11 protein-coding genes and 3 pseudogenes are annotated in these 13550 nt (G+C 68.4%); 9 read left to right on the forward strand and 5 right to left on the reverse strand.

From position 1 onward, the window contains the following. Positions 1-90 precede the first annotated feature (90 nt). Positions 91-288 carry a hypothetical protein gene (locus AB0E85_RS21100; protein ID WP_361929277.1) on the reverse strand — a complete coding sequence of 66 codons (198 nt, stop codon included), beginning with the start codon at positions 286-288 and terminating at the stop codon, positions 91-93. A gap of 278 nt (positions 289-566) precedes the next feature. Here AB0E85_RS21100 and AB0E85_RS21105 point away from each other — a divergent pair, with 278 nt between their 5' ends. The 6 genes and pseudogenes from AB0E85_RS21105 to AB0E85_RS21130 all read left to right on the forward strand — a co-directional run bounded on the left by AB0E85_RS21105 (position 567) and on the right by AB0E85_RS21130 (position 5088). After that, positions 567-1022: a hypothetical protein gene (locus tag AB0E85_RS21105; protein WP_361929279.1), complete on the forward strand. Its 456-nt coding sequence runs from the start codon at positions 567-569 to the stop codon at positions 1020-1022. Next, positions 1019-1649, forward strand: a pseudogene (locus tag AB0E85_RS21110) (HAD family phosphatase). The gene AB0E85_RS21105 and the pseudogene AB0E85_RS21110 overlap by 4 nt, the downstream one beginning before the upstream one ends. A gap of 26 nt (positions 1650-1675) precedes the next feature. Next, positions 1676-2542: a DUF317 domain-containing protein gene (locus tag AB0E85_RS21115; protein WP_361929282.1), complete on the forward strand. Its 867-nt coding sequence runs from the start codon at positions 1676-1678 to the stop codon at positions 2540-2542. Positions 2543-2575: 33 nt separating this feature from the next. Then, the gene (locus tag AB0E85_RS21120) at positions 2576-3064 is read left to right on the forward strand and encodes a hypothetical protein (protein ID WP_361929285.1); all 489 of its coding nucleotides are present in this window, start codon (positions 2576-2578) and stop codon (positions 3062-3064) included. Between the two features lie 30 nt (positions 3065-3094). Beyond that, positions 3095-4108 carry a SpaA isopeptide-forming pilin-related protein gene (locus AB0E85_RS21125; protein ID WP_361929288.1) on the forward strand — a complete coding sequence of 338 codons (1014 nt, stop codon included), beginning with the start codon at positions 3095-3097 and terminating at the stop codon, positions 4106-4108. A gap of 263 nt (positions 4109-4371) precedes the next feature. Then, positions 4372-5088 carry a hypothetical protein gene (locus tag AB0E85_RS21130; protein ID WP_361929291.1) on the forward strand — a complete coding sequence of 239 codons (717 nt, stop codon included), beginning with the start codon at positions 4372-4374 and terminating at the stop codon, positions 5086-5088. A 289-nt stretch (positions 5089-5377) separates the two neighbouring features. On the opposite strand, the gene AB0E85_RS21135 is transcribed toward AB0E85_RS21130, so the two are convergent. Both AB0E85_RS21135 and AB0E85_RS21140 read right to left on the reverse strand, forming a co-directional pair. After that, positions 5378-6691, reverse strand: a complete 1314-nt coding sequence (locus tag AB0E85_RS21135) for a hypothetical protein (protein WP_361929293.1) — start codon at positions 6689-6691, stop codon at positions 5378-5380. Positions 6692-8337: 1646 nt separating this feature from the next. Continuing rightward, a pseudogene (locus tag AB0E85_RS21140) lies at positions 8338-10124 on the reverse strand (reverse transcriptase domain-containing protein). Positions 10125-10658: 534 nt separating this feature from the next. Here AB0E85_RS21140 and AB0E85_RS21145 point away from each other — a divergent pair. The 3 genes and pseudogenes from AB0E85_RS21145 to AB0E85_RS21155 form a co-directional block, all read left to right on the forward strand. After that, a pseudogene (locus tag AB0E85_RS21145) lies at positions 10659-10838 on the forward strand (DUF317 domain-containing protein); the annotation flags it as partial. 105 nt (positions 10839-10943) lie between these two features. Continuing rightward, the gene (locus AB0E85_RS21150) at positions 10944-11234 is read left to right on the forward strand and encodes a hypothetical protein (protein ID WP_361929295.1); all 291 of its coding nucleotides are present in this window, start codon (positions 10944-10946) and stop codon (positions 11232-11234) included. 15 nt (positions 11235-11249) lie between these two features. Continuing rightward, positions 11250-12071, forward strand: coding sequence for a DUF317 domain-containing protein (locus AB0E85_RS21155; protein ID WP_361929298.1), 822 nt, complete (start codon positions 11250-11252; stop codon positions 12069-12071). 171 nt (positions 12072-12242) lie between these two features. On the opposite strand, the gene AB0E85_RS21160 is transcribed toward AB0E85_RS21155, so the two are convergent. Together AB0E85_RS21160 and AB0E85_RS21165 are read right to left on the reverse strand one after the other, a co-directional pair. Then, positions 12243-12935, reverse strand: coding sequence for a hypothetical protein (locus AB0E85_RS21160; RefSeq protein WP_361929301.1), 693 nt, complete (start codon positions 12933-12935; stop codon positions 12243-12245). Between the two features lie 79 nt (positions 12936-13014). Then, the gene (locus tag AB0E85_RS21165; RefSeq protein ID WP_361929304.1) at positions 13015-13458 is read right to left on the reverse strand and encodes a hypothetical protein; all 444 of its coding nucleotides are present in this window, start codon (positions 13456-13458) and stop codon (positions 13015-13017) included. Between the last annotated feature and the right edge of the window lie 92 nt (positions 13459-13550).

Raw genomic sequence — 13550 nt, forward strand, 5'->3', positions numbered from 1 at the left:
ACCGGAGGGCTGGCCCTGGTCCTGCTGGCCGCCGCCGTCGGCATGGTCGCAGGGCTTCAGCTCGGAGGTCGCTACGCCCGCCCGGCACGGCTACCGGCTCTGCTCAGCACTGGGGCCCTTGCCCTGGCCGGATGCCTCGTCCTCGTGGGCCAAGGCGAGAACCTGTCCGCGCTGCTGGCGTCGGCTCTCGCCTTCGGTCTCGCCCACGGCGTCCTTGATGTAGCCGCCAATACCGCGGCCGTCCGCTGCCAGAACGCCTTCGGCCGACCCATCATGTCTGGTCTTCACGCCGCCTACTCCCTCGGCGCCCTGGCTGGCGCAGCCCTGGCCGCTTTCACTGCCCAGGCCCCGCACAGCACTCTCTTCACCGCAACAGGTGCCCTCCTGGTCGGCATCGCGGTCGCTGCAATGCCGGTCACCCGAAGCCTGAGCGGCGCAGACCGCCCCGCAATGCCCGCCGGCGTCAGGGAGCTGCCCCTGCTTCCTCGTCGGGAAAGCTCTGGCTTCTGGCCGCGCTGGCAGCAGCGAGCCTGCTGGGGGAGGGCGCCGCCGCTGACTGGGCCGCCGTGCACCTGCACACCCTGGGCGCCCCGACGGCCGCGAGCGCCACCGCGTTCGCGCTCTACAGCGCGGCCATGGCCGCTGGACGGCTGACCGGTGACCGGCTCACCGCAGCCTTCGGCGCGCCGACGGTCGTACGGGCCGGTGCCGTTCTCGCCACGGCCGGACTGACCATCGGCGTCATCGGGAGCAGTACCCCGCTTGCGCTGACCGGCTGGACGCTCTTCGGACTCGGCCTGTCCACCGCCGTCCCCTCGCTCATCACCGCGGCCGGAGCCGGCGGCGCGAAGGCCGCGGCCACGGTCACCGCCACCGGCTACCTCGGCCTCCTCGCCGGACCGGCCCTCATCGGCGCCCTGGCCAGTGCCACCACCCTGTCCACGGCCCTGTTGCTGCCCGCCCTCCTCGCAGCAGCTGTCGCCGCCCTCGCCCACCGCGCCCTGGAGAACACCACCCCTTGACACCCGCCACCGCCCAGACGGGCCTAGACGCCGTCATCCTCGACTACAACGGCGTCATCGGCCTGCAACCCACCACTGACCAGTGGCTCCGCCTGGCCCGCACCGCCCTGTGGTCCGACGACGACCTCCCCGCCTTCCAGAACGCCTTCTGGAACGCCCGCTCCGCATACGACGCCGGCCAGCTCAGCGACCTCGCATACTGGGCCACGACCCTCGGCTACCCACCCCGGCGCCCGCCGGCTGCGTGAACTCCGCGACGCCGACACCGACATGTGGACGTCCACCGACGACCGCGTGGTCGAGGTCCTGGACTACGCTCACGAGTCCGGGCTGCCGCTGGTCCTGCTGTCGAACGCACCCCGCCACCTCAGCGATGTCCTCGACCGCCACCCGTGGCGCCGCCTGATGACCCACGCCTTCTACTCGGCCCGGCTCCACGTCTGCAAACCCGACCCGGCCGCCTACCAGCACGCGATGAACGCCACCGGCACCGCCGACGCCGACCGCGTCCTCTTCGTGGACGACCGGGCCGACAACTGCAACGCCGCCCGCCGCCTGGGTCTGCGCACTCTGCACTACACCGGCCGGCCCACCGACCTCGCAGCCGCCCTGCAGTCCCCGAACTGACCCGCCCGCCCTTCCCCCAGGACCCAGTGCCTCACGACGACCACGACACCATCGACGGCGACGTCTACGTCTCCCCACGCCACCTGGCCCGCGCTACCGCGGTCGGTGACCCTGGCCTCGACCCGCTACGCGACCTCGGCTGGGATCTGCACCACGACGACCTCGGCAACGCCTACCTCACGGCCCCCGACGGCAAGATCCGCCTCGGTTACCTCCCCGAAGGCGACGACGACGGACTGTGGCGCATCAACGCCTACAAGGACGCCTTCGGCCCACCGGCCTGGGGCGTCTGCTTCAACGACGCCGCGCCCACCGAATTCGTCACCGCCTTCACCACCGCCCTCGCCGAGGCGTACCGGCAGGGCCCGGACCACTACCTTGCCCGCCCGCTCGCCGGAAGCGCCGACCGCGACCCGTTCCTGGCCGTTGCCCCGCTCATCAACCGAGGCTGGCGCTTCGACCGCCCGGACCTGAGCACCTTCGCCATCACCTCACCCGACGGGCTCGCCAGGCTGGAGTACGCCACCGGAGACCTCGACCCGGCGATCGAACTGGATACCCGCGACGCTCGCTGGCACCTGTGGGCCGGCATCTCCTCAGCCCGGCCCTTCTGGTACGCCACGGCCAGCACCGACACCCCAGCGGCCCTTCTGCGGGCCGTGACCGAGGCCGTGGCCGACCCCGCACCCCTTTCTCGATGGCGGGACGACACCTACAGCTACGTCAAGGACCACGCCCAGCTCTCCCCGATCCTCCCGCCGAGTCCGCTGTCGCCCACCCCGCTCGACGTCCGGCGAGCCGCCGCGTCCCGCCACCCGGCCGCGCTTCCCGCGGCCAGCGTCCCGCGCTGGAGCACCACGAGCCGACCTGCCCTGCCCGGCCCACGCCGCTGACCCCAACCCACCCCGACCGGAGACCTACCCCTCGTGTCGTTGCAGGCCCCCGAGTTCTTCAGCGAGCTGTGCCTCCCTTTCCACGACCACGCCGTCGTGGGCAACACCTACTACGCCGCTCCCGTCCCGGGCACGCCGCTACGGCTGCGGATCGACTTCACCCGCACCATCCACGCGGACACCTACGGCGGGCTACGTGTCGCAGTCGTCCACCCGGAACGCGGGGAGATCGACGCGGTGGCGCTCAGCTTCGTGGACCACGGAACATTCCACCGCCGCGACGAAGCCACCCACACCCGTCCGAACACCAAGCAGTACGGCACCTTCGACACCTACCACCGCCCCGCCCGCCCGCCGTGGGACGGGGCCGTCACCACCGGGCTGCGCGATGCCATCCAGCGGTACACGGCCGTCTGGTTTCCCGGCGCCTGGGCCGCCTCCGCGCCCAAGCGAGCGGCCGGCCGCACGTCGCGCAGCACTCCGGCCCCGCCGACCGCCCCCGCCGGGACCCGCACCCGCTGACCCCCGACCGATCAAGGAGTCTTCTTCCTCGTGCACGCACGTCTCGTTCGATCCGCCGCCGCCCTCGTCGTCGCCGCGGCCGGAACCCTCACCTGGGCGCCGGTCGCGAGCGCCGAGCCCTCCGAACCGAGCCCCTCGGCCTCCGCCGAGACTCCGGCCCCGGACGCGGGCAGCGTCGAGATCACCACCAAGGACACGGCCGGAGACGCCCTGCCCGGCGCCGTGTTCTTGCTGCTCGACTCCGCTGGCCAGGAGGCCGGACGCGGGACGACCGACGCTCAGGGGAAGCTGATCTTCTCCGACCTCGCGCCCGGCGTCTACCGGCTCAAGGAGACGGCTTCCGGCAGCCCGCTCCACGAGGTCGTCGCCGACCAGGACGTCGTCACCCCGGGCGCGACCACGCGGCTGACGATCACCGACCCGTTCAAGGCCGCCAAGGTCCTCCTGCAGGCCAAGGACGACAAGACCGGCAAGCTGCTGGCTGGATCCACGGTCAACATCGGCAGCGGCGACAAAACCCTCCTGATGCTCACCACCGGCTCCGATGGCACGGCCAGCGGCAAGCTACCCATCAACTCCCGCACGGGCAACGAATTCTGGGTCAGGCAGGTGAAGGCACCTTCCGGCTACGACATCCACAAACCCGCGAAGGAGTTCACGGCCAAGCCGGGCGCCCCCGTGACCGTGATCGTCACCAACGCCAAGACCGCCACCACCCCGCCACCCACGGAAAAGCCGGCAGGCAAGCCCACGGAGAAGCCGACCACCAAGCCCACCGAGAAGCCGAGCGACAGGCCCTCCCCGGGCCAGCACGGCGAGGACGAGGATGTCCCGGTTCCGTCCGCTTCGGGTACCCCGACAGCCGACGAGACCGCATCGAGCACCGCGGCACCTGCCCCCGCGGGCTCGCTCGCGCACACAGGCGCCGACGCCACCCCGTGGCTGATCGGAGGCGCCGGAGTTCTGATGGCCGCAGGCGCAGGCGCCCTCGCCATGGCCCGCCGCCGGCGCACGGACAACTCCACCGACGATGGCTCCGCCTAGAGTTGGTCATCCGACTTACGGCACGAGGCCCCCGGAATCCACCCCGATTCCGGGGGCCTCGTCGGGATTCGGGCCGCCGTCGAGAGCTTGTGGTAGACGACCCGACGCCCGCTTGGGCGGCCATTCACCTGGAGCGGGCCGGGCGCCGCTGGGGCAGGTGTCCGTACCGGTCGTTGCCCCGCCGGTGCTCAGGTGTTGCACGGACGGGTGACCCGAGGGCGTGTCGACGAACTGCCTACGTCCCGGTGGGCGAGGCTCCGGCCATGGAGAAGGTAGGGATTTGGGTCGCAGACGATCGGTTCGACATCACTGAACTGAATATCGTGGTCGAAGGGCTGCCCGTCGTCAGTGCGTCAGCCGAGTTCGTGAACTCCTGGTCAGGCGATCTGGAAGAACTGGCAGCGGACCTGTTAGAACGGTTCACCGATGACGGGTCGTGGTGCCGGGTCGGCAACGACGTCCACTCGGTGACCGATGGTTCGGCCGAAGTTCGGCTGACTCCCCGGCCGGATGACCCGGGCTGGCACGCGGAGCTCTTTCACGCCGAGGGCTGGAAGAGTCGGCAAGGCGCGCGTATTCCTGCGGAATGCCGGTGGCAGTACGCCAAGTACGCCGACCGCCGGCACGAGGCCCGCGAGAGCTGCCTTCAGGCGTCGGATCTACGTGCGGCCGCGGCTAAGGACGGAGCTGCAGGTGTCGACAAGCTGGTGCGGCACCAGCAGGCACAGCTTGCCGAGTGGTACGCCGCCCTGGACGAGTTCACCTCCTCCGTGCACACCGCCGAGAGCCTTCCCGAGTGGGCCATCCTGGTGACCAAAGACGAACTCATGGACTGGCATCGGACCCGCGAGTACCTGACAAGCGCTGTTATGGAGTATCACCATGGCGACGTCGGGCCACGTCCCGACACTGTGTTCGGCAATCTGTGTTTCCGCTTCTCGACGGCCGAGTTGGAGCTGGCGCCCTCTCCAGCTCACTAGCCGAGATCACTTGAGATCCCACAGGAGTGGGTCCCCGACGCAACGGCTGTGCCACGCCATCAGATTCCTGACCGGGCGCCCGCAGGCGTGCCGGCGGCAGAGGTGAGGCGCTCGCCGAACACGTAGGGCACAGCGCACGCCGGGATTGGCCTCGCCGAGATGAGCGCAGTACTTGGCGATCGGTGCCAGCTAGGGCACCCAGTCACATCCTCGTGCCCAGTGGCACCACGCTTTGATCGTGCGCCACTGAATGTTGATCGACACGACAGAACCCCTCGCGTCGTTCTGCTCACGGCCGGTCGGGCCACAAGAGCGATGACGGGAGCCGTACGGAGGGCAGTCGCACCGCCTGGATCGGTCCGAGAGCAGTTGCTGCGGCGCGAAAGGCTTCGTCGTGAGTGCCAGAGCCAAGGATCTCTGCGGAGCAGGCCGGGCAGTCGCCGGGACGGCGGGCGTGACCGGTGCTGCGATCTCCAGAGCCCCGGACGTGGGCGAAGGCATCGTCAGGGAAGTCGGCCCGAACGGCGTGCCATACCCCGATGCGTTCGGCGTCGGGCAGCCCGGCTGCTACCGCCGGTCGCATCGGCGGCAGCAGGCGTTCGTGCTCCTGGACGAGGAAGATCCGGTCGGTGAAGTCGACGCTGTCCCCCTCTGGGCGTTCGTGGTCCAGCCATGCCCGGGCCTCCGCTCGGGTGCCCGGCCCCCACAGGTATTCCGTGGGGAAGCGTGTGGTCTCGTAACGGGTATCGAACTCCGCCCAGTGCTCGTCATTCCAGCGACTACCCGGGATGAAGGGGATGGCCCGTACCACGAGGTGCTGGTACTCGTCGTCCTCCTGATCGTCCAAGGAGTCGGGGGCGGTGAGCGCACCGGCGGGCTCCATTCGCGTCCGCCCGGAAGTGTTCCAGCTCAGCACGGCGATCTCTCGATGCAGAGGGGCCGGGTACAAGCGTCCGTCGGGAGTGGCTTGCCCCCACAGCTGGTTGATCAGTTCCGCCAGATCCCGCACCGTACGGGCAGCACCGACGGGGGTGTCGACATGATGGCCCGACGGATGGGCTACGTGGTTACGCAACTTGGCAAGCGCCTCTTCGACTGCCCGACTGCGCCGCCCGCGGAGCAGCCCCGCCGTCCGCGCCCACCGGCGGAGCCCGTGCAGCATCCCATTGAATTCGATTGCGTCGGTGCCGACAACCAGCTTCGCGCGTCGCCGCGTCATCCTGTCCGCGTGCTTCTTGACGTCGTCGTACGACGTGACGGTGTAGGAGACGTCTGCGGCCTGGGACACGCGGAAGGCGATGGTGCCGGCGCACCACTCCATGAAGCGGTCGCGCAACGCCTGCTCGTAGATGAGCAGGGCGTGGTCGCCGACCACGGTGTACACGTCGTAACACAGCACGCCGTAGGCGAAGACGGTGCGCAGCCGCTCGAAGGAGTCCCGTGTGCCAGGTGCGACACCTGCAGCCAGGTCGCAGTCGGCGATCTGCCGCTGTTGGAACTCCGCAGCGTCTTCGGGCTCCATGCGGCCGCCAAGCCCGTAGGGATTGAACGCCAGCGACAGGTCATCAGCGGTGCGCAAAGCCGCGAGCGGCCGGATTTCCATCTACCTCTCCTTCCGATGGGAAACGGGCCAGTTTGCACCTACAGGCTCCGTGGCCGCCACCCTCTTTTCCTTGGAGCGTCAGTTCGGCTGCTGATACGGCCGTTCGGCGCTGGCATTCGGCACAAGGGCGGATGCTTACCATCCGCTTGTGAAGGTTCACGGCATGGAAGATGACCTTGATTCTCCATTGCGAGCTGTATGCGCGTTGTAGCGCACTGAGCGCGCAATCCAAGGGCTCTTATGACCCCATACGGGAGAAGGGGTGCAATTAGGGACTTTTCGGGAAGGCGGCTCTCCGACTCGACCATGAGGCATATCGTCATCTCTGCGATGTCGGCCCGTCCGACGAGTGCAACTCCAAGCATCAGCACATGAGTTCGTGGTCATGCCACGCCCATCGATGCATTGGAGGCACACATGAACGACGGGGAGTCTCGCAACAAGGGGAAGGGACCAGCAAAGGTCTTAACGGCCTTCCTGTCAGCGCTGGCAGTTCGAGCAATTGCCGACTGGTTCAGCGACTGGAGGAGGCGCCACGGCCTGTAGCCGGTCCCCGGTCACCCTTCACTGACCGCGTACGCGGCCAGTTGGCCGGGCCTCACACACCCGGCCTCGCGGGGTCACGCCTTGCCGGGCGTGATCCCGCTCTTTCGATGGCAGCAAACTATGTACCCGACGCCGCTCATTCAATGGTGAGGCATGCGTCAAGTTATTCGCGTCGCCACCCCAAGCACTGTAGCGCTCTCCCCGCTCGCGCGGGGGTGGTCCGCGCTTCTTGCCGTTATGTCGAATCTGGCAGGTCGCGGCGTGGGTTCCCCGCGCACGTCGGGTGGGTCGCACCCCGCGCCCAGGGCCTCAAAGCACAGTTGTAAACCCAATTAAGCAATGGAGGTGGCGCTCAGCGTTGCCGCCAACCGCCGCATCTGGACCGCCTACGTCGCCGGACTGGGCTTCGCCGAGGTGGCGCTTCCCGGGCCGGGTTGAGCAGTCAAGACACTCTGTCGGCCTCGGGCCGCTGACCTTCTCGCCCTCAGCCTGCATTGCGGCGACAGCCTTGTTAACCACGGGAACGGCCTTCCTCGCAGTGCCCTGCCGTCAGGGCTCCCGCCCCGCCGCCTCCGCCGCTGCCAGGCCACCGGTCAGCGCGTCCGTCACTGCGTCGTTGTCAGTGTCCGGTCTGTGGCCGATCGGCCAGCGAGTGGCCATTGGCCGTGAGCTTCGGCCACGGGGATTGAGATCCCACAGAATGACTCGGAACGGCAGTTCGCCGGGGGCAGACAGCAAAGAGCGCGGAAAGACTGGCCAAGGTGTGCGAGCACATGTCAACGTAGACGACCTTGCAAGTAACCCCAGGTCAGAGAGGTGATTGCCCGTGACCGTGGCTCCCCTGGGTTCTGCTCTCTCCACCACCGTCGAAGCTCTGCGCCTGCGCGAGTGGCAGCTCGGCCCCGGCCAGCCCACGCTCGTCACGGATCAGTTCTCCGCGGAGGACTTCCATCTCATCGTGGACGACCGCGCGGACGTGCACATCAGCTCGAAGGACGGTGAAGTAGGCCGCCGACGAGGTGCCCGTGGCGCGGGTCCTTCTCCGACGGCCCCTTCCCGAACGGTGCGGGCCAGTTTCCCGGCACCCCGCTCTCCAGTGGTCATTTCCGGGTTGAGGCTGTGGCGCGGCCCGCGTGGATGTCCTGATGGCAGGGCAGGCAGACCACGAGGGTCTTGCGTCGCCGTTTCGCCATCAGCCGGACCCATGCGGACCGAGGCGGCTGACCTGGCCGTTTGAGGTCAGCGAGTTTGCGGACGTGGTGGACCTGTAGTCCGGTCCGCGTTCCGCAGAGCTCGCATTCTCCGGCCAGAAGCCGGTGCAGGAGCTCATTACGGCCTGCACGGCTCTCCGGGGGTGCGGTGTCAGCCAGTTTGGCGGTGCGCTGTCGCTTGAGCGGTATGCCGAAGCGAGCGATCAGCGGTTCCCTTCCTCCGTCTCGGTGGACCTTGACCTCGAAGCATGTCCTGGGCCCGTGAGGAGTGTCGATGGTCGTCTTGAGCTTGTGCGCCATCGCCCCAACGGAGGACTTGTGCTTGTTCGCCAGGGTCGCGAGCAGCGAGTACCCCATCACCCAACACAGCCGGTTGAACCGGAAGACGTCTTGAGCGAGGAGGTAGTAGTGAACCAATCCCCGGTACTCGCTTGGTACTGAGACACGATCGAATAGTCGCTGTCGTGGATCAGCACGCCACGGTGCACCGGCTTCCCGCGCTTCATGTACAGCGCGCAGCGTTGCCGGATTACCTGCCGAGGCACGAAGAGGCCGATGGTTCCGTTCACGCCCCGGAGACCGCCGGTGATCCTCGTGTCGGCGTACTGAGTCTTGATGTCGTAGCCGAGGAAGCGCGCCGGCTGGCTGGCGGCGTGCGTGATCAAAGTCTTGGACTCGGACAGCTCCAGCTTGAGGTCGTCGCGCAGGAACTGACGGATCCGGGCCTTGATTTCCTCTGCTTCGCGTTTGGGCCCAGCGAACCCGAGCAGCCAGTCGTCGGCGTACCTGACGTATCGCAGCCGCCGGTAATTCGGATCGTAGGGGTCTCCGACCGGCAGGCGACGTTTCTGCTTGCGCAGGTGTCGCACCGCTTCGCGGTCGCCGCGTTTGCGGGCCCGGTTCATCCTGTTGGCGACGCTTACGTACGCCGGGTTGCTCCGACGTCGCTTGCCCCGGTTGTAGTCCGGCATCAGGCGTTGTTCAACGAACTGGTCGAGCCGGTCCAGGTAGATGTTGGACAGGATCGGCGAAGCGACACCGCCTTGCGGCGCACCGCTGAGCGTGGCGTTCCACCGCCAGTCCTCCAGATACCCGGCCTTGAGCATCCGGCCGATCAGGTTCAGGAACCTGCCATCGTGGATCTTCTCCGCAAGGGTCTCGACCAGAATCTCGTGGTCGAGCGACCCGAAGCAGTCGGAGATGTCGCCCTCGATGAACCAGTGGGTTCCCTGCCAGTTGTCCACGATCTCGCGCAGGGCGGTGTGGCAACCCCGACGCGGGCGGAACCCGTGGGACCGGTCGGAGAACTGGACGTCGTAGTACGCCTCAAGGAGCAGGCGCACCACTTCGGCGACCAGCTTGTCCGACCAGGTTGGCAGGCCCAGCGGGCGCTTCTTCTTCGATCCTTTCTTCTCGATGTAGACCCGCCGTGTTGGCGCCCACCGGTACGACTCGCGGCGTAACGCCCCGATGATCGCGTCGATTTTGGCCAGTGACATGCCGTCCGCGGTCTCCCCGTTCACGCCCGGAGTCATCGCACCCGCGTTGGTGTGGATGCGTCCGTAAGCAAGGAGGAACAACTCGTGGTTGAACAACTGCCGGTACAGCCTTTCAAGTGGCAGGCCGTGCCTGCCGCGTTCCCGGATGACGCCCAGCACCGTTTCGGCGCTCTGCATTTCGCATACCTCCCTTCGCCGAGCGTCAAGAACACCTGTGCCCCTTCGCCCTGTGACCGGCTTTCCCGGTCTCCGTGGCAGGTCGCTGCTCCTGCGACTACTACGGGCACTCCGTCACCTTGGGGCTCGCGCCCTGTAGGTGATCCCGTGGTACGTCTTCGCTGTACGTATCGAGCGCGAGGTAGGCCGCCCACTCATCCCCTTGGCCGCCCTCATTGGGTGGCGGTCCACGATCCAGAGGGTGCCCCGGCCATCGACCGTAGCCAGGGCAGGAAGTGGCACCGGTTTCAAGCGTCATTCCGGCGGGTCGATAGTTTTACCACCTGGGGATTGGGCTTCAGGCAATCCAGCTTTGGCCATGTCGCGCGGGTCTCGCGGCACCCCGTCCGAGACGCCTCCAGACGGCCACCGTTGATCTGGCATGCTGCTGTCCCCTCGCGCTTTCGCGTCCAGGTAAGCCAGGAGACCCAAGAACCTCCCTCCTGTTCCTCCCGACTGCGTCGGGGATACAACGAAGCGCCTCACGGCGCACGCCGTTTCTACCTCGGCTGGTTCCCCAACGGCCGCCCCGGCACCGACGGCGAAGGATGGACGATTGCCGTCACAGGGACGGCGAAGGTGCGCGGCTACCGCCTGTCGTTCGACACCGAGACGCCGGCCGACATCGTCGCCGCCACCGTGGCGAGGGTGCTGGAGATCTCACGCCGCCTCTGACAGCGCGGCCACCGATACATAGTGCCCGTCCTGTGAGTGCTGGCCGTGCCGAAGGCTGGCCCGTCTCCACTGCCCCCGTTTCCACCGAATCCCAGGAGGCTGTCCGTGACGTCCCCGGAGATGACCGTCGGCGATCTCATCGACTTGTTGTCCGGCTGCGACCGGAGGGCTCCGGTCCGCCAGGCCATGAACCCGTTCTTCCCGATGGCGCACCGCTTGGCGCAGGTCCTGCAGTCGGTCGACGAGACCGGCCGGACAGTTGTCTACCTCGCCGAAGGGCGGGACGAGGACGCGCAGCTCGGCTACCTTCCGCCGGAGGTCGCCATCGCCCTGACGTGGCAGGGTCCCGTCCAGGCGCCCCCGCGCCGCCCTCGCCGCCGTGCCGGCGGCAACTAGACCCGCACCGAGCCCTTGGAGGCGCCCCTGTACCCCGACCTTCCACCTGACCCGTCCGCTCCGCGCGGCGGCCAGCCCGCGTTCTGGGTCGGCCCCCGGCACTTGGCTGGTGACGATGGACGCCTCTACGACGTCGTCGCCGACGCGCTCGCCGGTCTGGGTTGGACGAGCCTGACGATCGTCCGCGGACGGCACGAGCCGGGCGAGGAACCGGAGGACCGCCAGGTCCTGCGCAGCACCGTCCTGCACATCAGCCCCGATGCCTTGCGCTGGGCCCAGTGGGGGCTGGCGGACGAGCCGTTCCACCTGGGTGGGCTGCCGATCGCCTGGCAGATTTCCGCCCGAGCCGAGGCGAGCAGCCCGCTCGCCCAATGGTCGGCCTACTTCACCCGTGACGTCCCCGGCGAGGCTGTGGTCGACTTCCTCGTCGCGCTCGACGCAAGCGACCAGCCTGCCGTGCCGCTCGCCGGATCGGAGCTGGTCCTTGACGCTGTTGCCGCCCACGGCTGGTTCCGCGACATTGACCAACCCCAGGCGGTGGCGACGGACCCGACGTTCACCTCGCACATCAGCCTGGTGGAGGTGCCGCCCCTCATCCAGGACGGCGACCTATGGGCCCTGTCCGCCGAGGACGACGAGACGGGACCGGCCGGATGGCAGGCGTGGGCCGAGCCTATGCTCGGCGCCCCGCTCCTGTGGGTGGCCTCGTTCGCCGCCAGCGTCCCGCACGATCTCGTCGCCGCCTTCGCCGCCTCCCTCAGCTCGACCGCACCGGTCCTGCGGCGGGTCCTGCCCGAGGCCACCCAGGAGCGCCTCCTGCGCGCGCCGGCCATCTAACGTCCCGCGCACCACTCTCGACGATCGAAGTCCGGCATCCTCCCAGTTGGGGGTGCCGGACTTTTCTATTTTTCCCGGGTGAAGTGGCCGTCGGGTTGTCCATGCGCAGCCCATAACGCACTACTGCCCCCGACCCGCGGTGGTCGGAGGCAGCAGCGTGACGCGCGCAGGTCAGCTCGTTGCCGTGGCCTTGGCAAGGGCCTTGTCGAGGTGGCGGTCGACGAGGGCCGGGGAGCCGGAGACGACCAGCAGCAGGTTGCCGTCGCGGATCGCGGTCTGCTTGACCACGGTGCTCCGTCCCCCGGCGATGAATGTCAGGAGCAGGCTCCACTGCTCATCACCGCCGACGGTGGGTGCGGGCAGCTTCTGCGAGGTCACGTCGACCGGGGTGCCACCGGAGACGACCTGATAGGCCGGGCAGCCGGTCATGGCGTCGAAGATCCGGCCGATGCCGTTGGAGAGCTTCTTCACGCTGTCGCTGTACAGCTCCTCGGAGATCTCCGAGGAGCTGCCGCCGTAGGTGAAGTCCGCCTTCGCCTTATGCGGGAAGGTGAGCGTGCCGCCAGTTGCCGCGTCGCCGCCCAGCTCGCTCAGGGCCGGGCAGCCGATGACGGTGACGTCGTCGTGCTGGGCCGGACGCTCCGGCTTGGGAAGGTAGCCGCTGCCGAGGTCGCGCGGGTCGAGCAGGCGGGACTCGAGCGCGGCCGAGGACAGCGCGGCCGGCTCCTGGGCGGCGTCGGTCGGCTTTCCCGTACGGGAGGAGGAGGTCTTGTGCTTGGACCCGGTGGTGTCGGTGGAGCAGGCGGGCACGGCGAGGAGGGCGGCGGTGATGCCGAGTGCGGTGGTGGTGACGCGAACGCGCATGACGGAACTGACCCCTTGGTGCTAGGCGACGGGTGGTCAGTGCGGGCCCGCGGGCCCGGTGGTGTTGTAGGAGTGGTGGTCAGTGTCCGAGGTGGCGCAGGCAGTCCTCGAACGTGGCGTGCGTCGCGTCCGCTGGCCCGGAGTGCCGGTTGTACCAGGCGGTGTCGATGCGGGTCTCCTGCTGCTGGTGTCCGGCCCGGCAGCGCAGCCAGATCTCACCGCGGGTGGAGAGGATGAGCCAGTCCCGGTATGCGCCGCACTCGGCGCAGGTGGCCATCTCACCGTCGAGGACCAGGGGTTGCTTCCACGGCATCATCTTGCCTTCGACCTGGTCGTGGCTCGGTACCCGCAGTTCCGGCGGGAGGAAGTCGTCCACGATGGCGGCCGGCTCGGCGGACTCCGGTTCAGGCGCCGGCACTCCGAAGCCGGGCGGGACCTGGCCCTGCATCCGCGCGTGCAGCTCGGCGAACCGTTTCTGAGCTTCGCTCGGTTCCTTGGCCCTGCGGCGTATCCGGTGAAACACCCTGGCGTCCTCCTCTACCTCGGTTCCTCGTCCTGCGCGTTTCATGATCGTGCCCCACGCCGCTGGCGGTTTCAATTCACAAAGTCCACAGT

The organism is Streptomyces sp. NPDC029044, from assembly GCF_040637495.1.
GTDB lineage: Bacteria > Actinomycetota > Actinomycetes > Streptomycetales > Streptomycetaceae > Streptomyces.

Bases quoted from the DNA above. Each gene is read 5' to 3' on its own strand.
- AB0E85_RS21130 (WP_361929291.1), top strand. From the start codon at position 4,372: ATGGAGAAGGTAGGGATTTGGGTCGCAGACGATCGGTTCGACATCACT.
- AB0E85_RS21160 (WP_361929301.1), bottom strand. From the start codon at position 12,935: ATGCGCGTTCGCGTCACCACCACCGCACTCGGCATCACCGCCGCCCTC.
- AB0E85_RS21135 (WP_361929293.1), bottom strand. From the start codon at position 6,691: ATGGAAATCCGGCCGCTCGCGGCTTTGCGCACCGCTGATGACCTGTCG.